This window comes from Vibrio sp. R11-SG3-ISO3-SZ, assembly GCF_059834345.1.
Genome location: NZ_JCBDGX010000035.1, coordinates 1 through 19,396, shown reverse-complemented (window position 1 = coordinate 19,396; position 19,396 = coordinate 1). Strand labels below are relative to the sequence as shown.

Annotated in this window: 20 protein-coding genes; 3 read left to right on the top strand and 17 right to left on the bottom strand. The window is 49.5% G+C overall.

Annotated features, from left to right (window positions below):
- Window positions 1–28: 28 nt before the first annotated feature.
- The 8 genes from rseP to rpsB form a co-directional block, all read right to left on the bottom strand.
- Window positions 29–1,387, bottom strand: a complete 1,359-nt coding sequence (gene rseP, locus AC6R1O_RS04895; RefSeq protein WP_500626551.1) for a sigma E protease regulator RseP — start codon at window positions 1,385–1,387, stop codon at window positions 29–31.
- Window positions 1,384–2,592 (bottom strand): 1-deoxy-D-xylulose-5-phosphate reductoisomerase, encoded by a 1,209-nt coding sequence (ispC, locus tag AC6R1O_RS04890; protein ID WP_500633920.1) that lies wholly within the window; start codon window positions 2,590–2,592, stop codon window positions 1,384–1,386. The genes rseP and ispC overlap by 4 nt, the downstream gene beginning before the upstream one ends.
- Before the next feature lie 48 nt (window positions 2,593–2,640).
- On the bottom strand, window positions 2,641–3,483 hold the full coding sequence (locus tag AC6R1O_RS04885) for a phosphatidate cytidylyltransferase (RefSeq protein ID WP_500633921.1): 843 nt from the start codon (window positions 3,481–3,483) through the stop codon (window positions 2,641–2,643).
- An 11-nt stretch (window positions 3,484–3,494) separates the two neighbouring features.
- Window positions 3,495–4,250, bottom strand: a complete 756-nt coding sequence (gene uppS, locus AC6R1O_RS04880; RefSeq protein WP_334554463.1) for a polyprenyl diphosphate synthase — start codon at window positions 4,248–4,250, stop codon at window positions 3,495–3,497.
- A gap of 96 nt (window positions 4,251–4,346) precedes the next feature.
- Window positions 4,347–4,904: a ribosome recycling factor gene (gene frr / locus AC6R1O_RS04875; RefSeq protein WP_334554544.1), complete on the bottom strand. Its 558-nt coding sequence runs from the start codon at window positions 4,902–4,904 to the stop codon at window positions 4,347–4,349.
- Window positions 4,905–5,012: 108 nt separating this feature from the next.
- A complete protein-coding gene (pyrH, locus tag AC6R1O_RS04870; protein WP_334554461.1) occupies window positions 5,013–5,744 on the bottom strand; it encodes a UMP kinase in 732 nt (243 codons plus the stop codon).
- A 266-nt stretch (window positions 5,745–6,010) separates the two neighbouring features.
- Window positions 6,011–6,853, bottom strand: a complete 843-nt coding sequence (tsf, locus tag AC6R1O_RS04865) for a translation elongation factor Ts (RefSeq protein ID WP_334554459.1) — start codon at window positions 6,851–6,853, stop codon at window positions 6,011–6,013.
- 133 nt (window positions 6,854–6,986) lie between these two features.
- Entirely contained in the window at window positions 6,987–7,715 is a 729-nt protein-coding gene (gene rpsB, locus AC6R1O_RS04860) for a 30S ribosomal protein S2 (protein ID WP_334554457.1), read from the bottom strand.
- 376 nt (window positions 7,716–8,091) lie between these two features.
- Here rpsB and map point away from each other — a divergent pair, with 376 nt between their 5' ends.
- From map to AC6R1O_RS04845, 3 genes are all read left to right on the top strand, one after another.
- A complete protein-coding gene (map, locus tag AC6R1O_RS04855) occupies window positions 8,092–8,970 on the top strand; it encodes a type I methionyl aminopeptidase (protein WP_500631732.1) in 879 nt (292 codons plus the stop codon).
- A gap of 97 nt (window positions 8,971–9,067) precedes the next feature.
- The gene (gene glnD, locus AC6R1O_RS04850; protein ID WP_500656570.1) at window positions 9,068–11,689 is read left to right on the top strand and encodes a bifunctional uridylyltransferase/uridylyl-removing protein GlnD; all 2,622 of its coding nucleotides are present in this window, start codon (window positions 9,068–9,070) and stop codon (window positions 11,687–11,689) included.
- 137 nt (window positions 11,690–11,826) lie between these two features.
- A complete protein-coding gene (locus tag AC6R1O_RS04845; RefSeq protein ID WP_334554450.1) occupies window positions 11,827–12,210 on the top strand; it encodes a DUF3461 family protein in 384 nt (127 codons plus the stop codon).
- Window positions 12,211–12,302: 92 nt separating this feature from the next.
- Here AC6R1O_RS04845 and pgpA read toward each other — a convergent pair whose 3' ends face one another.
- The 9 genes from pgpA to AC6R1O_RS04800 form a co-directional block, all read right to left on the bottom strand.
- Window positions 12,303–12,806 carry a phosphatidylglycerophosphatase A gene (gene pgpA, locus AC6R1O_RS04840; protein ID WP_500656569.1) on the bottom strand — a complete coding sequence of 168 codons (504 nt, stop codon included), beginning with the start codon at window positions 12,804–12,806 and terminating at the stop codon, window positions 12,303–12,305.
- The gene (gene thiL, locus AC6R1O_RS04835) at window positions 12,803–13,780 is read right to left on the bottom strand and encodes a thiamine-phosphate kinase (protein WP_500656568.1); all 978 of its coding nucleotides are present in this window, start codon (window positions 13,778–13,780) and stop codon (window positions 12,803–12,805) included. The genes pgpA and thiL overlap by 4 nt, the downstream gene beginning before the upstream one ends.
- Before the next feature lie 61 nt (window positions 13,781–13,841).
- Complete coding sequence (gene nusB / locus AC6R1O_RS04830) at window positions 13,842–14,309, bottom strand: transcription antitermination factor NusB (RefSeq protein WP_334554444.1); 468 nt, start codon at window positions 14,307–14,309, stop codon at window positions 13,842–13,844.
- Entirely contained in the window at window positions 14,309–14,779 is a 471-nt protein-coding gene (ribH, locus tag AC6R1O_RS04825; RefSeq protein WP_053408902.1) for a 6,7-dimethyl-8-ribityllumazine synthase, read from the bottom strand. The genes nusB and ribH overlap by 1 nt, the downstream gene beginning before the upstream one ends.
- 130 nt (window positions 14,780–14,909) lie before the next feature.
- On the bottom strand, window positions 14,910–16,016 hold the full coding sequence (gene ribBA, locus AC6R1O_RS04820; RefSeq protein ID WP_500633924.1) for a bifunctional 3,4-dihydroxy-2-butanone-4-phosphate synthase/GTP cyclohydrolase II: 1,107 nt from the start codon (window positions 16,014–16,016) through the stop codon (window positions 14,910–14,912).
- 48 nt (window positions 16,017–16,064) lie between these two features.
- Complete coding sequence (locus AC6R1O_RS04815) at window positions 16,065–16,718, bottom strand: riboflavin synthase (RefSeq protein WP_500626545.1); 654 nt, start codon at window positions 16,716–16,718, stop codon at window positions 16,065–16,067.
- 1 nt (window position 16,719) lies between these two features.
- Window positions 16,720–17,820 (bottom strand): bifunctional diaminohydroxyphosphoribosylaminopyrimidine deaminase/5-amino-6-(5-phosphoribosylamino)uracil reductase RibD, encoded by a 1,101-nt coding sequence (gene ribD, locus AC6R1O_RS04810; protein WP_500633925.1) that lies wholly within the window; start codon window positions 17,818–17,820, stop codon window positions 16,720–16,722.
- A 26-nt stretch (window positions 17,821–17,846) separates the two neighbouring features.
- Entirely contained in the window at window positions 17,847–18,296 is a 450-nt protein-coding gene (gene nrdR, locus AC6R1O_RS04805) for a transcriptional regulator NrdR (protein ID WP_334554434.1), read from the bottom strand.
- Window positions 18,297–18,399: 103 nt separating this feature from the next.
- Window positions 18,400–19,396, bottom strand: a 997-nt coding sequence (locus tag AC6R1O_RS04800) for a glutamate-5-semialdehyde dehydrogenase (protein ID WP_500656567.1), incomplete at its 5' end; no start/stop codon positions are given.

The following is a 19,396-nucleotide window of genomic DNA, read 5'->3' as shown; positions in this document are numbered from 1 at the left end:
TTATTCCTTTCTACACCCTTCGCCCCGTTTAAAGACGAGCAAAATCATTGAAAATCGCCACTGCCATGAGAGAGAAGATAATCGCACCGCCGATACGGTAACCCATTTCCTGGACTTTTTCAGGCACAGGGCGTCTGATTATGGCTTCAATAGCAAAAAACAATAAATGTCCACCGTCGAGCATCGGCAGTGGAACGAGGTTTATAATGCCTAAGTTCACGCTGATAAGCGCAAGGAAACCGAGAAAATAGACCAAGCCATAATCGGCGGTCGTTCCTGCCCCTTTCGCGATCGAAATCGGTCCACTTAGGTTGTTCAATCCAACATCACCGACAATCAGTTTTTTCAGCATACTGATGGTCAAGGTGATCACTTGCCCGGATTTTTCAATCGCTTTACCGACTGATTCAAATACACCAAATTGCAGGTCGAAGCGATAGCTTTGCGGCCATTCTGCGACTTCTGGAGCAATTCCCGCAAAACCAATCACTCGCTGGTCTGAAAGCGCTCGGCTGTCTGGCGTTAAAGACACGTCCACAGACTGGCCATCACGCTCCACTTTGAGTGCAAGCGCGCGATTAGGGCTTGCTTGAATGGTCTCGACGACCTGCTGCCAACTCTCGACAGCCCGTCCATCGATACTCACTAACGTATCACCGACAAGCAGGCCAGCACGTTCACCGGCACTTCCCTCGCCGACATTGGTCAAACGAGCGGAAATCTCTGGCGTAAAGGGAATAAATCCAAGCGCTGACATAGCAGACTGCGTCTCAGGGTCAAAGTTCCATTCATCTAAATAGAGCACTTTGGTTTCTTCGACCCCCACACCGTCCGCCGGTGCGACGGTCAGGGTCAATTGACTGTCGCCAATATGGCGGATAAGCCCCATATTGACCGACTCCCAATCTGCGGTTTTGACGCCAGAAACCGCTTTAAGTTCCATGCCAGGTTCAAGACCGGCTTGCGCCGCAATCGAGTATGGCGTGACTTGTCCCACGACCGGTTTCACCGCAGGGACACCAATGATGAACACCAACCAATACGCGAAAATGGCAAACAGGAAGTTAAATGCTGGGCCTGCCGCGACAATGGCGCTTCGCTTCCACAAAGGTTTACGGTCAAAGGCGAACGCTTGCTGATCCGCGGGCACATCATCCACGCGGCCATCAAGCATTTTCACGTAACCACCGAGAGGGATCAAAGAAATAGAGTACTCGGTGCCATCTTTACCGACTTTACTCCATATGGATTTACCAAAACCGATAGAGAATTTTTCGACTTTTACGCCACAGCGGCGCGCCACCCAAAAATGGCCAAACTCATGCACGGCGACCAAAATGCCTAATGCAATGATAAATGAGATAAAGTTCCACAAAATACCGGTCATAGCGTCCGTCCGTTCATGGTTTCTATGGCGAATGCACGTGCCATACGATCGAGCTCTAGAATGCTCTCCAAACTATCACATTGCCCCTGACCACGGCTAGCACAGATCCGATTAGTGACCTGCTCATTGATGCGAGCGATGTCAGTGAACGCCAGTTTACGATCAAGAAAAGCCTGCACTGCAACTTCGTTGGCCGCATTGAGCGCTGTGGTCGCATGCTGGCCTTCAAAACAGGCATCAATGGCCAATTTCAAGCAGGGGTAACGTTGGTAATCCGGCTGTAAAAAGGTCAGTTCGCCCACTTGAGTAAAATCTAACGGTGCCACACCAGCAGCAATACGCTCAGGGTACGAGAGTGTCAGAGCAATCGGCGTTGCCATATCCGGCTCGCCCATCTGAGCCAAGACGGAGCCGTCACGATATTGCACCATTGAGTGGATCACAGATTGAGGGTGGATCAGAACTTTGAGTTGCTCGCGGCGAGCATTGAACAGCCATTTTGCTTCAATAAATTCAAGCCCTTTATTCATCATGGTGGCCGAATCCACCGAGATTTTTGGCCCCATGGACCAGTTGGGATGAGCAATCGCTTGTTCTGGGGTCACCTGCTCTAGACTCGCAATGTCGCTGTAGCGAAACGGCCCGCCAGAACCGGTCAAAAGAATATGGCTAATACCCTGCTTTTCAAGATCGCAGCGCCCTAGCTCCGTTTGCGCCTCGACGGGCAAACATTGGAAGATGGCATTGTGCTCACTGTCAACAGGCATTAACTCCGCGCCATACTTGGCAACCGCGTCGATAAAAAGTTGCCCAGACATCACCAACGCTTCTTTGTTGGCAAGCAGCACTCGCTTACCGGCTTTCACCGCCGCCATGGTCGGTAACAAACCGGCCGCGCCGACAATGGCGGCCATCACGGTATCGACATCATCCAGCGCCGCCATTTGGCACATCGCATCTACACCGGATAACACATCAATGGTGAGCGACTCTCCGGCTAACGCTAACTTGAGCGCGCGCGCAGCATCATCGCTCGCCATGACCGCATACTGGGGTTTCCACTTAAGGCACAACTGGCGCATTTTCTCGACGTTGTGTCCCGCGACTAAAGCAACGACCGAGTAGTGTTCACGATTCTGTTCGAGCACCTTAAACGTACTGTCACCAATCGAACCTGTCGCGCCGAGTATTGTCAACTTACGCATAGTAGTTACAACCAAGAAGGTAAAGGCAAGCGCCGGCTTGCCTTAGAATTAGAAAATGAAGTAGAGCAGCGCAAACACGGGAAAGGCAGCCGTCAAACTGTCAATGCGATCCAATACACCGCCATGACCAGGAATGATGTTACTGCTGTCTTTAATGCCAGAGACGCGCTTAAACATGCTCTCTACCAGATCGCCCAATACTGAGATAATCACCGTCGCTAAGGTAATCCCGACCATCACAAATGCGTTGGTAAACGGAATCTCAAACCAATGTGAAAAGCCCCAAGCAACTAAACTGGCGGTCACCATTCCGCCCACTAATCCTTCAATGGTTTTATTGGGGCTCACTTTAGGTGCCATTTTATGTTTACCGATGCTTTTACCGACAAAGTAGGCACCGCTGTCCGCCGCCCAAACAATCAAACAGACAAATAGAACCAAACGCGCGCCGTGGAAAGGATCGCTATAGAGGTCCTGCGCACGCAGCATCACCACGCTCCAGAAAAAGGGCAATAGCGTTAAGATTCCGAAAAGGTGTCTGAGCAGCGTTGACCCCTGCCACAGTGTGGCGGATTTGGGATAGGTAATCGCTAGCACGCTGGCAAAGAGCCACCAAGCGCAACCCAAGCCTAGTAAAGTAAGGTGGGATAAGGAAATCTCATTTAAGCTGTACGCATCAAATGGGACAAAGAACGCACTGACCGCAAACAGTATCGCTGAAGGGACAAGTGCTAAGTAGCGGGATTTGGCCTCGACAAATTGAGTCCACTCCCAAAAACCTATCATAGTGACCACGGCCAGCGCCGCCATAAACGTAGGTAAAGACAGTTGAAAGATGCCTAAAATGACTAACGGAGCAAGGATAAGTGCCGTTATTATTCTTTGCTTCAAACTTAAATCCTTTATTCGCTTTTCATCAATGCCTTGATTTGTTCACCTGTACACCCGAACCGTCGTTCGCGATTAACAAACCAAGTCACTGCTTCGACAAGACTATTCTCGTCAAATTCTGGCCAGTAGATCGGCGTAAAGTAGAGCTCTGCATACGCCATCTGCCATAGCATGAAGTTGCTAATTCTACACTCTCCACTGGTTCGAATCATCAAATCGACTTCAGGAATGTCGTTCATCGACAAATGATCGGTCATTAATGATTCAGTAATCTCTTCTGGTGCAAGTTCACCGCGAGCCACTTTGCTGGCAATCGCTTTGGTCGCTTCCACAATGTCCCATTTGCCGCCGTAATTCGCCGCAATATTGATCACCATTCCGCTATTGTTCGCCGTTAAGGCTTCTGCAGCGGCAATTTTCTCTTGCAAGCGTTCATTAAAACGAGACTTGTCACCAATGATCCGAAGCTTGAGGTTATTCTTATGCAGTTTCTTTACTTCTGATGACAGCACAGAAATAAACAACTCCATCAACACGCCGACTTCTTCTTCTGGTCTGCGCCAATTCTCGCTACTGAAAGCAAACAAGGTGATGGCCTTGATGCCGAGTTTAGCGGAAGTCGAAATCGCCTTACGTACCGCTGCCACTCCATTTTTATGGCCAAAGACACGCGGTTTACCTTGTGCTTTCGCCCAACGGCCATTGCCGTCCATGATGATTGCGATGTGTTTAGGGAGTACGTCAGGTGAGAGTTGAATGTTTTGCATAAGAGGGATTGGGTTTCCAGCAGGGTCGAAGAGATGCAATAAAAAAACGCTGTGCTGTTCGCCCAGCGTTTTTACTCATGGGCAGTTTAATGACTATTAAACTTCCATCAACTCTTTTTCTTTTGCTGCTAGCACTTCGTCAACTTTCTTAACCGCTGCGTCAGTCAGTTTCTGAATTTCATCTTGTGCTTTGCGATCTTCGTCTTCCGAGATCTCTTTGTCTTTCAATAGCGCTTTAAGGTCACCATTGGCATCACGACGAATGTTACGAATCGCTACGCGAGCACCTTCTGCTTCACCGCGAACGATCTTAACGAGGTCTTTACGACGCTCTTCTGTCAGTGGTGGCAGAGGAACACGGATGATAGTGCCCGCAGACATTGGGTTTAGCCCCAAATCAGACATCATGATCGCTTTTTCTACTTTCTGAGTCAGCTCTTTGTCGAATACCGTGATCGCCAGTGTACGCGCATCTTCCGCAACAACGTTCGCGACTTGGTTTAACGGTGTTGGTGCGCCGTAGTACTCAACTGAAATACCAGAAAGAAGGCTTGGGTGAGCACGACCAGTACGTACTTTAGATAGGTTGTTTTTTAGCGCTTCAACGCTTTTTTCCATGCGCTCTTGAGCGTCTTTTTTGATTTCGTTAATCACAATATCACCTTGATGTGTCATTCTTATCGAAGTCTCCCCACTAATGGGATGACGACCTTCGAAAGGCAATACCGTAGCCAACACAATGCTCGCTACGGTTGAATTCAATTAGTTTGCAGAGCTAATCAGTGTGCCTTCAGCTTCACCCATAACCACGCGGCGCAGTGCACCAGGTTTGTTCATGTTGAACACACGAATTGGCATTTTGTGGTCACGAGCCAGAGTAAATGCGGCTAAATCCATTACTTTCAGTTCTTTATCAAGAACTTCAGCGTAAGATAGCTTATCATACAGCTCCGCGTCTGGGTTGGCTACTGGGTCTGCAGTAAATACCCCGTCCACTTTTGTCGCTTTGAGAACCACGTCAGCTTCAATCTCAATACCGCGCAGACACGCCGCTGAATCTGTTGTGAAGAATGGGTTACCTGTACCGGCAGAGAAGATCACAACGCGACCTTGGCGCAGCTGGCTGATAGCATCGGCCCAGTTGTAATCATCACACACACCTTTTAGAGGGATAGCGGACATCACACGCGCGTTCACATACGCACGATGCAGCGCATCACGCATCGCAAGACCGTTCATCACTGTTGCTAGCATGCCCATGTGGTCACCGACAACTCGGTTCATACCTGCCTCAGCAAGACCGGCACCACGGAACAAGTTACCACCGCCGATAACAACACCCACTTGAACGCCCAGTTCAACGAGCTCTTTTACCTCTTGAGCCATACGATCAAGGATCGTAGGGTCGATACCAAAACCTTCTTCGCCTTGTAGAGCTTCACCGCTCAGTTTTAACAGAATACGTTGATATGCTGGTTTAGGGTTTGTCGTCATGGAGTCTACCTTCCAATAAAGAGAGTGGTTGATTAACAGTCATGGATAGGGGAGAAAATTAAGTTCATAGACCCTAGTTCCTAGAGAAGAAATCCACTCTAGACTCTAGGAACTAGGCACTAGGCACTAGGCACTAGGCACTAAGCACCTAGGAACTCGCACCGAGTCACTATCACCCCTATTCATCACGGCTAATCGTTTGCACGCTAGTCATAAAAAGACCGCAGCCTTGGCTACGGTCTAAATAGTAAGCGCTACACTCAGGATTAACCTTTTTGAGCTGCTGCTACTTCTTCAGCAAAGCTCATTTCTGCGCCTTTCTCAATACCTTCGCCAACTTCTAGGCGAACGAACGTAGCAACAGAAGCGCCTTTCTCTTTCAGCATTTCGCCTACAGATTTCTTAGGCTCCATGATGAACGCTTGACCTGTTAGAGAGATTTCGCCAGTGAATTTCTTCATGCGGCCGATAACCATCTTCTCAGCGATCTCTTGTGGCTTGCCTTCGTTCATAGCGATTTCAACTTGAACTTCTTTCTCTTTAGCCACTACGTCAGCTGGTACGTCTTCTGGGTTAACGTACTCTGGCTTAGACGCAGCAACGTGCATTGCAACGTGCTTAAGAGTTTCAGCATCGCCTTCACCCGCTACCACAACACCGATTTTCTCACCGTGACGGTAAGAAGCGATTGCAGCACCTTCAACGTACTGAACGCGACGGATGTTGATGTTTTCACCGATCTTAGCAACTAGAGCAACACGCTCTTCTTCGAATTTAGCAACAAGCTCTTCAGCAGATGCTTTAGACGCTAGCGCGTCTGCTGCTACTTTCTCTGCGAATGCAGTGAAGTTGCCATCTTTAGCAACGAAGTCAGTTTGGCAGTTAACTTCAAGAAGAACAGCAACACCGCCTTCTTCTTTGATGATGATTGCGCCTTCAGCTGCTACGTTACCTGCTTTCTTAGCAGCTTTCGCAGCGCCTGATTTACGCATGTTCTCGATTGCTAGTTCGATGTCAGCGTTTGCTTCAACAAGCGCTTTCTTACATTCCATCATACCTGCGCCAGTACGTTCGCGCAGTTCTTTAACTAGAGCAGCAGTAACAGCCATTCTCTATTCCTCAGTTGATTCTGGATTGGGTAAAAAACAGGGGCCTACACACGTTCGGCCCCTATTGATAACTATAACTCAGTTTATGCGACAACAAGATTGCACATAAACCAAGTGTGACACGGAGCCGCTATTATTCAGCTTCTACGAAACCGTCTTTTTCAGCAGCTGCAGCTACGTCTTTGTTACGACCTTCTGTAACCGCTTGAGCAGCAGCGTTTAGGTATAGCTGTACTGCACGGATTGCGTCATCGTTACCTGGGATAACGAAGTCAACGCCGTCTGGGTTAGAGTTAGTATCAACAACAGCGTAAACTGGGATACCTAGGTTGTTTGCTTCTTTAACTGCGATGTGCTCGTGATCAGCGTCGATAACGAATAGAGCGTCAGGTAGGCCGCCCATATCTTTGATACCACCAAGAGATTTCTCTAGCTTCTCCATTTCGCGAGTACGCATTAGAGCTTCTTTCTTAGTTAGCTTGTCAAAAGTACCGTCTTGAGACTGAGCTTCTAGGTCTTTTAGACGCTTGATAGACTGACGAACAGTTTTGTAGTTAGTTAGCATACCGCCCAACCAGCGGTTGTTAACGAAGTACTGGTTGCTAGCAATAGCCGCTTCTTTAACAGCTTCAGATGCAGCGCGCTTAGTACCTACGAAAAGAACTTTACCTTTTTTCTCGCCAACTTTTGCTAGCTCAGCAAGCGCTTCGTTGAACATTGGTACAGTTTTTTCTAGGTTGATGATGTGAACGCGGTTACGAGCACCAAAGATGAATGGCTTCATTTTTGGGTTCCAGTAACGAGTTTGGTGACCGAAGTGAACACCAGCTTTCAGCATATCGCGCATTGATACAGTTGCCATTTTAAAATCCTCTATGGGGTTAGGCCTCCACATTCCCCATAACTCCGACTAGGCTTCTGCCCAGCACCCCGGAATATGTGTCGGAATGTGTGTGATTTAAAGATAAATGTGTTTGGATGTTGCCCGCTTCGCCACCTCAACGCATCAAGGTGAAGAGAACAGACCGCAATTCCGGCGCGCTTTATATCATATTTTTGCGTTGTTTGGCTAGAAAAAAAAACCACTTTCACCGCGTCCAACCCCCGCGAAATCACCGACCGTTACAGCAACCCTAGTCATTTTAAGGATTTATCGAGATTACACTTTCGCCCCTCTTCCTGTTAGAATGCGGCCATTCGCACCAGAGCGTGCTGACAGTGTTAGATAGAGAAAGCCGATGTCAATTAAGATCAAAACCGCACAAGAAATTGAACGCATGCGCATAGCTGGCGCATTGGCCGCTGAAATCCTAGAGATGATCGAGCCACACGTCCAAGTCGGCGTGACGACCGATGAGCTCAACCAGATTTGTCACGACTACGCCACCAGCAAAGGTGCGTACTCTGCGCCACTCGATTATCATGGGTTCCCGAAATCTATCTGTACTTCGATCAACCACATTGTTTGCCACGGCATTCCTGCCAACCAAGATGAAATTGGTAGCAACGGTCAGATGAAACCGGCGGTGTTAAAAGATGGCGACATCATCAACATCGACATCACAGTGATTGTTCCTGATGATGAAAACGCCGATCTTTCCGTGCGCCCAGCAGGCTACCATGGCGATACTTCGAAGATGTTCTTAGTGGGTGAGGTCTCCCCTGCCGACAAGCGCTTGTGTATGGTGACACAAGAAGCCCTGTACGTCGGGATGCGTAAAGTCAAACCGGGTGCTACGGTTGGCGATATTGGCAGTGCCATCGAGAAATACATCAAAGAGAACAACAAGAAAAACCCACGTAATAAGTTCTCTATTGTCAAAGACTTCTGTGGTCATGGTATCGGCAACGAGTTCCATGAAGAGCCACAAATTGTTCACTACAAGAACAATGACCGACGTGTGTTGAAAGAAGGCATGTGCTTTACCATCGAGCCTATGATTAACGCCGGTAAATTTGGTGTCAGCGTCGATGCCGAAGATGACTGGACGGTCTACACTGGCGATGGCAAAAAATCCGCTCAGTATGAGCACACCATAGTCGTAACGAACAACGGCTGTGAAGTGCTGACACTAAGAAGCGATGACACCATCCCACGCCTGATGAACAACGATTAACGATTGAATGGAATATCCCCGCTTACGGGGATATTTTTTTATCTGACTAACTTTGCTAGATTCCTAATTAGGATTTTTTGCTGCATGGATTCGCTGTATGCCCTTTCAAACCCCTTTAGCGCTCGACGAGTCGCAACTCTCAGTCGCCGAGCTTAAACAGCAACTGGAACAGTTTGCTGAACATCAAAAGAATGAATTTCTCAACCATCACCCAGTGACTGACCTTGTCCTAGGTCGCTCTGACTACATTGATTTACTATTAAATCGACTGTGGCAACATTTCGATTTCGCCAACTTACCCAACATCAGCTTAGTTGCGGTAGGCGGTTATGGCCGCGGTGAGCTACACCCGCTCTCGGATATTGATATCCTGATTGTCTCTCGCCATACCTTACCGGAAGCGCTGGCCGCCAAAGTCAGCGAGTTTATTACCCTGCTATGGGATTTGCGCCTGGAGATCGGTCACGCCGTGCGTACGGTTGAGCAATGCGCGCAAATCGGCCGTGAAGACCTAACCGTTGCGACCAATTTGCAAGAAGCACGCCTGTTGTGTGGCTGTGAAGAGACCTTCCACAAGCTAAAGATGGAAATCCATTCAGAGAGCTTCTGGCCAAGCGAAATCTTCTATCAAGCGAAAGTACAAGAGCAACGTGAGCGCCATGCGCGCTATCACGACACCACCTACAATCTGGAGCCCGATATTAAGTCAACGCCAGGCGGACTGAGGGATATTCACACCTTAAGCTGGGTCGCAAGGCGCCATTTCGGGGCCACTTCTTTGTTAGAGATGAGTAAATATGGCTTTCTCACTGACGCGGAATATCGTGAGTTGGTCGAATGCCAAGATTTCCTTTGGCGCGTACGTTTTGCCCTGCATCTACAGTTAAAGCGCTACGACAACCGCCTCACCTTTGCCCACCAAGCCCAAGTAGCCGAGCTGCTCGGTTTTCAAGGTGAGGGTAATCGAGGTGTGGAGAAAATGATGAAAGAGTTCTACCGCACGCTGCGCCGTGTGGCTGAACTCAACAAAATGCTACTTAAGTTGTTCGACCAAGCAATTCTGGACAATGGGATTGAGGCCGAGCCTATCATTCTCAGTGAGGACTTTCAGCGCCGAGGACATCTGATAGAAGCGCGTAAACCTGCATTGTTCCAAGCGCGTCCTGAAACCATTCTGGATATGTTTTTACATATCGCTAACGACTCCACCATTGATGGCGTCGCACCCTCAACCATGCGCCAACTTCGCACCGCTCGGCGCCGTTTGAACAAGTTTCTTCACACTATCCCAGCGGCGCGTGAAAAGTTTATGGATCTGTGCCGACACCCTAACGCCCTCACTCGCGCCTTTACACTGATGCACAAACTCGGAGTGCTAGCCGCCTATTTACCGCAATGGAGTCAAATTGTCGGTCAGATGCAGTTCGACTTATTCCACGTCTACACCGTCGATGAGCACAGCATGCGCTTGCTGAAACACATTCACACCTTTAGCTTTGCGCAAAATCACGACAAGCATCCGATCTGCTGTGAAATATACCCACGAATTCAAAAGAAAGAGCTGTTGATCCTTGCGGCGATTTTCCATGATATCGGTAAGGGACGTGGCGGCGATCACTCGGTGATTGGCGAAGCGGAAGCCTATGATTTCTGTATTGAGCATGGTTTGTCGAAACCTGAAGCCAAACTGGTTTCTTGGTTGGTTCGTCATCACCTCTTGATGTCTGTCACCGCTCAGCGTCGAGATATTTACGATCCTGAGGTGATCACTGAGTTTGCCAAGCAAGTGCGAGATGAAGAGTATCTGGAGTACCTCGTCTGTCTAACCGTCGCTGATATCTGCGCCACCAACCCTGAACTTTGGAACAGCTGGAAACGCACACTGCTCGCTGAGCTTTTTTACTCGACGCAACGTGCCTTACGCCGCGGTTTAGAGAACCCTGTCGATGTGCGTGAGCGTATCCGTCACAACCAGCAGTTAGCTTCTGCCCTGCTGCGCAAAGAGGGATTCAGTGCCAGAGAGATCGAAGTACTGTGGCAACGCTTTAAAGCCGACTACTTCTTAAGACACACCCACAAACAAATTGCGTGGCACTGCGCACATCTACTGCGCCATGACGATCCGGCTAAGCCATTGATCTTAATCTCTAAGAAAGCAACCCGAGGCGGAACGGAAGTGTTTGTCTACAGTAAAGACCAACATGCTCTGTTTGCGACAGTGGTGGCCGAGTTGGATAGGCGCAATCTCAACGTTCACGATGCGCAGGTCATGACCAGTAAAGATGGCTATGTGTTAGATACCTTTATGGTGTTGGATCAACACGGTGAGGTCATTGATGAGACGCGCCACAAGGCACTGATTAAGCACTTGGTCCACGTACTCGAAGATGGTCGCCCAACCAAGATCAAAACCCGTCGAGTGCCGCGTAACCTGCAGCACTTCAAGGTGAAAACACAAGTCGACTTTCTGCCGACTAAGAGTAAAAAGCGCACCTTGATGGAGTTTGTGGCCCTCGATACCCCAGGACTGCTTGCCACGGTAGGGGCGACGTTTGCCGAATTGAATCTCAACCTGCACGCCGCCAAAATCACCACCATTGGTGAGCGGGCTGAGGACTTGTTCATTATCACCAGTGATCACACCGGCAAGCTCAGCGAAGAAGAAGAACAACGACTGCGTGAGACCTTGATCAAGAACGTGGCTGAGTTGGCGCCGTAAGCGATCTCGTCCACAAGTTGCAAAGCTGATTAAAAAACAACTATCTACCACGATCATAGGCTGCTACATTAACCTATGAACACTTTGTTTCCCTTCCCGGATGGGAAGGGGTTACTACAACACAAAAGAGGTAGCTTATGTTTCCAAACCTCACTGGTTTAGGTATTCACGAGCCTAAGCAAATTGAGCGCTATTCACTTCGTCAAGAAGCGCACAAGGATGTGTTAAAGATCTATTTTCGTAAGCAAAAAGGCGAATTGTTTGCGAAAAGCGTAAAATTCAAATATCCCCGCCAAGTCAAAAACGTACTCGTCGACAGTGGCAGTCACCAATACAAAGAAGTGACTGAGATTAATCGCAATTTAACGCTGGTTATCGATGAATTAAACCAAATCACGCGACCAGAAAAAGCGGCTGAAACGGACGTGAAACAGAAAATCTTGTCCGATCTTCGTCACTTAGAAAAAGTGGTCGCCAGCAAGATTGCCGAGATTGAAGCCGACTTAGAGAAGCTGAAATAAGCGTACTCTCAACCTAGAAAGACAAAGGACAGCGCAGTCGCTGTCCTTTTTTATTGCGTTCCATATTTTGCTGTCTCTATGACTAAGCCCTGCTATAGCCAGCCTGCATATCGACCAATGAGATAGAGTGATACCGCAGCCATGAGGCCAGCGACGATATCATCAATCATTATACCCAACCCGCCGTGAATACGCTTATCGAGCCAGCCAATCGGCCAAGGCTTGACCATATCGAAAAATCGAAACAAGACAAATCCGGTCAACAGCCACTTCCAATCCGTCGTCGACAGGCTAAATAGAGGCACCACTAGCATGGTTATCCAGAAGCCAGCAAACTCATCCCAGACGATCGAGCCGTGATCATGCACGCCCATGTCATCAGACGTCACTTGGCAAATTTTGACGCCAATCCAGCAAGAGAACAGCACCGCCACAATATAGAGTGGTAACGGTAGTTGGACTAAAAGAAGATAAAAAGGCACCGCAGCTAAGGTGCCCATGGTGCCGGGGACGATAGGAGAAAGTCCGCTGCCAAAGCCTGTCGCAAGCAGATGCCACGGGTTTTTCAGCGAAATAAGTGCTAAGGGATTTGTCATACTGATTCACTAAAATGATCATAGCCTTGTCGTGGCCATGTCATTGATTGTCCTTTTGAGTGAAGTTCCCAGTGACCCTGTGGGCGAATTTGGCCGATGCAGGTCACCTTACAATTACAGTGTGCTAGCGCACTCTCAATGGAGCCACGATTGGCCTCGCTGACGGTAAAACAGAGTTCGTACTCTTCGCCGCTCGACAACGCCATTTGCTGAGCACGTTCAGTGCTGGCCAAAAATGTCACCAGTTCATTAGAAACAGGAAGCGTGCTCACGTCAAGGCTTGCTCCAACCTCTGAGCATTCAAGAATATGCCCAAGATCAGCAATTAACCCATCAGAGATATCGACCGCGGCACTGGCGAGCCCCAACAAGGCTTGTCCGACCAAGACACGCGGCGTTGAATAGTAATGTCGATGTACTAACTCGCTTGCCAAAGGCTTTTGGGCCAAGCTTGGATCAAGGATCACATCCAACCCCGCTTGGCTATCACCAAGCTCTCCGGTGACGTAGATCCAATCCCCTACTTGAGCCCCATCTCGGCGTAGCGCTTTATTTGGGTCTACGTATCCCTGTACTGTTAAGGTCATACTGAGCGGCCCTTTGGTGGTGTCTCCGCCAATCAGTTGAATATCGAAATAGTCCGCCAATTGGTAGAATGCGTCACAAAATCCGCTCAACCAAGACTCATCAGCCTCAGGTAGGGTGAGCGCCAACGACACCCAAGCAGGTGTTGCTCCCATCGCCGCTAAATCACTGATGTTGGACGCCAGCGCTTTGTGCGCAACAGCGTGAGGATCGGCGTCGAGGAGGAAATGGGTTCCCGCGACTAAGGTATCAGTGCTGATTGCAATCGCCAGATCACTGCCTGGTGGTTGGACTAGCGCACAGTCATCGCCTGCCGCCAACAGCACGTCTTTGCGCTGCCCTTGTCGACCAACAAAATATCGATTAATTAGGTTAAATTCACCCGCCATAGAGAATTTCTCACATAAAAAAGGTCAGCGCTTGCTGACCTTTTATCTCAAAACTACTGAGTTACTTTTTACGTACGTGTGGTGCGGCTTTATCCAGCACACCATTGACGAATTTGTGGCTATCTTCTGCAGCAAACACTTTTGCCAACTCAATCGCTTCGTTGATGACCACTTTGTAAGGAACATCTTCGCGGCGAGTCATTTCATACATCGCAAGACGAAGCAACGCAAGCTCCATCATGTCCAAATCTTGCATTGGACGCGCAGTGTATGGACGAATTTTGCTGTCTAGCTCTGTGTGACTTAGCACAACACCTGATAACAGGTCACGGAAGTAGGCAACGTCTGTATCTGGAGCAGAAAGCGCTGGCTCTTGAGCGTGGTGCTCTTCTTCATCGTACTTACCGCCCGATAAGAACTGCTCTTCAATTGTGGCAACATTTTCTTTGGTAATTTGCCAAGAGTAGATTGCTTGTAAAGCAAATCGACGTGCATTACGACGTGCGGCTGGTTTCACACTGGCCCCCATTAGGAATCAATTTCTGATAGAACGTTAATCATCTCAAGTGCGCTTAGTGCAGCCTCTGCACCTTTATTACCAGCCTTGGTTCCTGCGCGCTCAATTGCTTGGTCAATTGTATCAACGGTCAATACGCCAAACGCCACTGGTAAACTGTATTCCAATGAGACTTGAGCAAGACCTTTGTTACATTCACTACAAACATAGTCAAAGTGTGGTGTACCACCACGAATCACCGTACCAAGCGATACGATCGCGTCAAATTTACCGGTTTTTGCAACACGCTGAGCAACCAATGGCAGTTCAACTGCACCAGGGCAACGCACAACGGTGATGTTCTCTTCGCTAACTTGTCCATGACGCTTTAAAGTATCGATTGCACCAGACAATAGACTTTCGTTAATAAAACTGTTGAAACGAGAAATAACGATAGCAATTTTTGCATTTGGCGCTGGGAAGCCACCCTCGATCACTTTCATAAGCTTTCCTTTAACTATATTCATCAAGTGAGAATCGCCGGATTCTAGCACAAATTTGTGAGCAATATCTAATGGAAATTCGCACCGACTGGGGAGGTGGCAGACGATGCCACCTTCCACTCAATCTTGCTTATTCGCAGATGTACTCAACGACATTCAAACCAAAACCACCCAATGCATGGTATTTTTTGTTGGTCGATGACAGCAGACGCATATCATGCACGCCGAGATCCGCAAGAATTTGCGACCCAACGCCCACGCGACGTGATGTGCCTTGACGCTTGGCCAGCGTCGGCGCTTCCCCTTTGTCTTGCGCTTCAAACATCTTCACGCGGTGGATGAGTAAATCGGTCGACTCTTCGTTGCCCAAAATCACCAATACGCCGCCCTCTTCACCGATGCGCTTCATCGCCGCATCCAGGCTCCAGCTGCGGTCTGCGTTCCGGTTACTGTGCAGCAAGTCGGTAAAGGTATCTTGTAAATGGACACGCACCAATGGGGTTTGTGTCATCTCACCTTTGCAGAGCGCGTAATGGACTTGGTTGTCAATAACATCACGGTATGTGACCAATTTGAACTCACCAAACTCCGTCGGCAATTGGCACTCTGCTACGCGCTCAATGGTGGTTTCCGTGTTGTTGCGATACTCAATCAGATCGGCAATGGTGCCCAGTTTGATGTCGTGCTTTTGCGCAAACACTTCCAGATCAGGGCGACGCGCCATCGTGCCGTCATCGTTAAGGATTTCAACAATCACGCCTGCGGGCTCAAGACCTGCAAGGCGAGCCAAATCACAGCCTGCTTCGGTGTGACCTGCGCGCGTTAACACGCCACCTTCTTGCGCCGCCAGCGGGAAAATGTGCCCGGGCTGAACGAGATCCGCCGCTTTGGCGTCTTTTGCCACTGCAGCTTGCACTGTACGGGCGCGGTCGGCGGCAGAGATGCCCGTTGTCACCCCTTCAGCAGCCTCAATCGACACCGTGAAGTTGGTGGTGTACTGCGCGTTATTGTCTTGCACCATGGGTGGCAATCCGAGCTTTTCACAGCGTGATTTGGTCATGGTCAAACAGATCAAACCGCGACCGTGGGTTGCCATAAAATTGATCGCTTCCGGCGTGACGTGCTCCGCCGCCATGATCAAATCGCCCTCATTTTCACGATCTTCATCATCCATGAGGATGACCATTTTACCCGAGCGAATGTCGTCGATGATTTCTTGAGGCGTACTAATTGGCATGATTCTGTTCCTTATTATTGGCGCGGCTTTTGCGGACGTTCGACGTCACTACGCAAATCCGTTTTGTTGTAAGAATTCGAGTGTTAGGGTGGATTCTGGCTGTGCCGAGGTAGAAGCGGTTAATAGACGCTCCATATAACGGGCCAAGACGTCGACTTCGAGATTAACTTTACGCCCGACGTGGAAGTCGGCGATGGTGGTCTCTTCTCCCGTATGCGGCACGATAGTGAGCTTGAAAGCGTTTTTACGCAGCGCATTCACGGTTAAGCTAATTCCATCAACCGTGATGGAGCCTTTCTCTGCCACGTATTTCGCGATGGATTCCGGCATCGAGACCCAGAACTCAATCGCGCGACCGACACTGTTGCGCTCAACGATCTCGCCAACACCGTCCACATGGCCGGAGACAATATGACCGCCGAATCGAGTGGTCGGCAGCATGGCTTTTTCAAGGTTAACTTTGTCACCCGCTTGATAATCAGCAAAGCCGGTTTTTTGCAGTGTCTCGAGGGATAAATCGGCGCTGTAACTGGTCGCGGTGTAATCCACCACCGTTAAGCAGACACCATTGGTCGCAATACTGTCGCCCAGTTTGACATCGCTCATGTCCAATTTACCGACCTCGACGGTCACACTGATGTCTTCCCCTTTTGGGGTGATGGCAGATAGGATCCCTACTGCCTCTACAATACCTGTAAACATATTAGGATTCTTTGTTAGCTAGTTTGGCGACAACACGAATGTCTTTGCCGACCATACGAATATCTTGAATATCGAGCTCGATGCATTCACTCATGGCACCAAGCCCTAAAGCACCGAGCAGGCCTCGTCCATCACTGCCCATCAGTTTAGGCGCGACGTAGAGAATCAGCTCATCCACCAATCCCGCTTTGAGCACACTTTGCGCAAGCGTTGGGCCCGCTTCAATCCATAGCTGATTGATGTTGTGATCTTGGGCTAAGCTGGCGAACGTAGCAAAGAGATCCACACGTCCATCATCCCCGAGCGGTGCGTTGAGAGCGCCATTTGGCCCCACCACCAGCACCTCGCCCGGTGTATTAAAGAGTTTAAGCTCTGGATGAAGCTGCCCTTGCCGGTCCAAAATGACACGCACTGGCTGACGGAGATCGGTGGGTGAGTATTGAAGTTTCAGCGACGCAGGCAAGTCATCAAAACGGACATTGAGTGAAGCATCATCGGCGATCACCGTTTGGCTAGTGGAGAGAATCGCACTGCTTTGCGCTCGGTAGCGCTGCACATCCTGACGGGCTTCTGGACTGGTGATCCATTGGCTCTCCCCATTACTTAGCGCCGTTTGTCCATCAAGGCTAGCCGCCAGTTTCAATTGTACATAAGGCATTTTGCTGTGCATGCGCTTTAGGAAGAATGGGTTTAACGCCACGGCATCTTGTTCGAGCAGCCCGACTTGGACCTCAATACCCGCGGCGCGCAGCATTTCAATACCACGACCTGCTACTTGCGGATTAGGATCTTGCATCGCGCAGACAACCTTCGCGACTTGGGCATTGATCAAACCTTCCGCGCAAGGCGGCGTGCGACCATAGTGGGAGCATGGCTCCAAGGTAACATACGCGGTCGCCCCTTGCGCCTTGTCGCCTGCCATACGCAACGCATGCACCTCAGCATGAGGCTCACCGGCTCGAAAGTGGAAACCTTCCCCGACAATGTCGCCATCTCGGGTAATGACACAGCCAACATTAGGATTCGGCGCTGTGGTGTATTTCCCCCGCTGTGCGAGTTCAATGGCGCGCGCCATCATTTGATAATCTTGTGCACTAAACATGCTCGCCTTTCACCACGCTTAACCGTTTAATCTTCGAGCTTGGCGATCTCTTCACCAAACTCACGAATATCTTCAAAGCTGCGGTACACAGACGCGAAACGAATGTAAGCCACTTTGTCGAGCTCTTTCAACTGCTCCATGACCAGATTGCCGATCATCTCACTCGGCACTTCTCGTTCCCCCGTCGCACGCAACTTAGACTTGATCATGCTGATGGCCAACTCGACGGCATCGGCACTCACCGGACGCTTCTCAAGCGCTCGTTGCAAACCACCAATCATTTTATCTTCATTGAATGGCTCACGATTTCCGTTGGACTTGATGACTTTCGGCATCACCAATTCCGCGGTTTCAAAGGTAGTGAATCGTTCACTGCACGCTAAACACTGCCTGCGGCGGCGCACCTGGTGGCCGTCAGCTACAAGACGAGAGTCGATCACTTTAGTATCGTTCTCAGAACAAAAAGGACAATGCATATCACCTCCATATTAGTGGCAAACAGTGTAACGGAAATCCAAGAAGTTAGAAAAGCAAAAGGGGCAAACTTGCCCCTTTTTCAAATGGTGTCTGGTGAAAGTGTTAACTGCGCGGCAAGTAGTTCGCTTTACCGACCCATTTGTAGCTGGTGAGCTCTTCTAGACCCATAGGACCGCGTGCGTGCAATTTCTGGGTCGACACGGCAACTTCAGCCCCAAGGCCAAACTGCGCACCATCAGTAAATCGCGTCGCTGCGTTGACATACACCGCCGCCGAACCCACTGAGTTAATGAAACGCTCTGAATTTTCCAAGCTGTTGGTCATGATCGCATCGGAGTGACTCGCGTTGTGAACGCGCATATGGTCGATCGCCTCATTGACATCCGCCACCACTTTCACGCCTAAGGTGTAACTCAACCATTCGGTGTCAAAGTCGCCCTCTTTCGCGTCGCGAAGATCGCGTGCGCCCGCCATCAAGGCTTTCGCTTTAGGTTCTGCGACAAACGCGACACTCTCGTTTATGCGCTCAACAATCATAGGCAGAAAACGTTCCGCGACCGCTTGATGGACCAATAAGGTGTCTAGCGAGTTACATGCTGATGGACGCTGTACTTTGGAGTTTTCCACCACATCGAGCGATTTTTCTAGATCCGCACTCTCATCAACAAAAATGTGGCTAATGCCAAATCCACCGATGATGACAGGAATCGTACTGTTCTCTTTACACATTTTGTGTAAGCCTGCGCCGCCTCTTGGGATGATCATATCCACGTACTCATCCAGTTTGAGTAGCTGAGAGACCCATTCGCGATCTGGATTTTCAATGTACTGAACCGACGCCGCAGGCAACCCAGCTTTGGCCAGTGCAGATTGGATGACCTTCACCAACTCCATATTGGAGTAAAACGTCTCTTTACCACCACGCAAAATACTCGCATTGCCGGTTTTTAAACACAGCGCAGCAATATCGATAGTGACATTAGGGCGCGCTTCATAAATCACACCGACCACACCGAGCGGCACACGACGGCGAGAGAGAGACATGCCGTTCTCTAGCACCTTGCTGTCTATCTCACTGCCAACAGGATCATTGAGGGTG

Bases quoted from the DNA above. Each gene is read 5' to 3' on its own strand.
- rseP (WP_500626551.1), bottom strand. From the start codon at position 1,387: ATGACCGGTATTTTGTGGAACTTTATCTCATTTATCATTGCATTAGGC.
- ispC (WP_500633920.1), bottom strand. From the start codon at position 2,592: ATGCGTAAGTTGACAATACTCGGCGCGACAGGTTCGATTGGTGACAGT.
- uppS (WP_334554463.1), bottom strand. From the start codon at position 4,250: ATGCAAAACATTCAACTCTCACCTGACGTACTCCCTAAACACATCGCA.
- pyrH (WP_334554461.1), bottom strand. From the start codon at position 5,744: ATGACGACAAACCCTAAACCAGCATATCAACGTATTCTGTTAAAACTG.
- tsf (WP_334554459.1), bottom strand. From the start codon at position 6,853: ATGGCTGTTACTGCTGCTCTAGTTAAAGAACTGCGCGAACGTACTGGC.
- rpsB (WP_334554457.1), bottom strand. From the start codon at position 7,715: ATGGCAACTGTATCAATGCGCGATATGCTGAAAGCTGGTGTTCACTTC.
- map (WP_500631732.1), top strand. From the start codon at position 8,092: ATGTCAATTAAGATCAAAACCGCACAAGAAATTGAACGCATGCGCATA.
- glnD (WP_500656570.1), top strand. From the start codon at position 9,068: ATGCCCTTTCAAACCCCTTTAGCGCTCGACGAGTCGCAACTCTCAGTC.
- AC6R1O_RS04845 (WP_334554450.1), top strand. From the start codon at position 11,827: ATGTTTCCAAACCTCACTGGTTTAGGTATTCACGAGCCTAAGCAAATT.
- pgpA (WP_500656569.1), bottom strand. From the start codon at position 12,806: ATGACAAATCCCTTAGCACTTATTTCGCTGAAAAACCCGTGGCATCTG.
- thiL (WP_500656568.1), bottom strand. From the start codon at position 13,780: ATGGCGGGTGAATTTAACCTAATTAATCGATATTTTGTTGGTCGACAA.
- nusB (WP_334554444.1), bottom strand. From the start codon at position 14,309: ATGGGGGCCAGTGTGAAACCAGCCGCACGTCGTAATGCACGTCGATTT.
- ribH (WP_053408902.1), bottom strand. From the start codon at position 14,779: ATGAAAGTGATCGAGGGTGGCTTCCCAGCGCCAAATGCAAAAATTGCT.
- ribBA (WP_500633924.1), bottom strand. From the start codon at position 16,016: ATGCCAATTAGTACGCCTCAAGAAATCATCGACGACATTCGCTCGGGT.
- AC6R1O_RS04815 (WP_500626545.1), bottom strand. From the start codon at position 16,718: ATGTTTACAGGTATTGTAGAGGCAGTAGGGATCCTATCTGCCATCACC.
- ribD (WP_500633925.1), bottom strand. From the start codon at position 17,820: ATGTTTAGTGCACAAGATTATCAAATGATGGCGCGCGCCATTGAACTC.
- nrdR (WP_334554434.1), bottom strand. From the start codon at position 18,296: ATGCATTGTCCTTTTTGTTCTGAGAACGATACTAAAGTGATCGACTCT.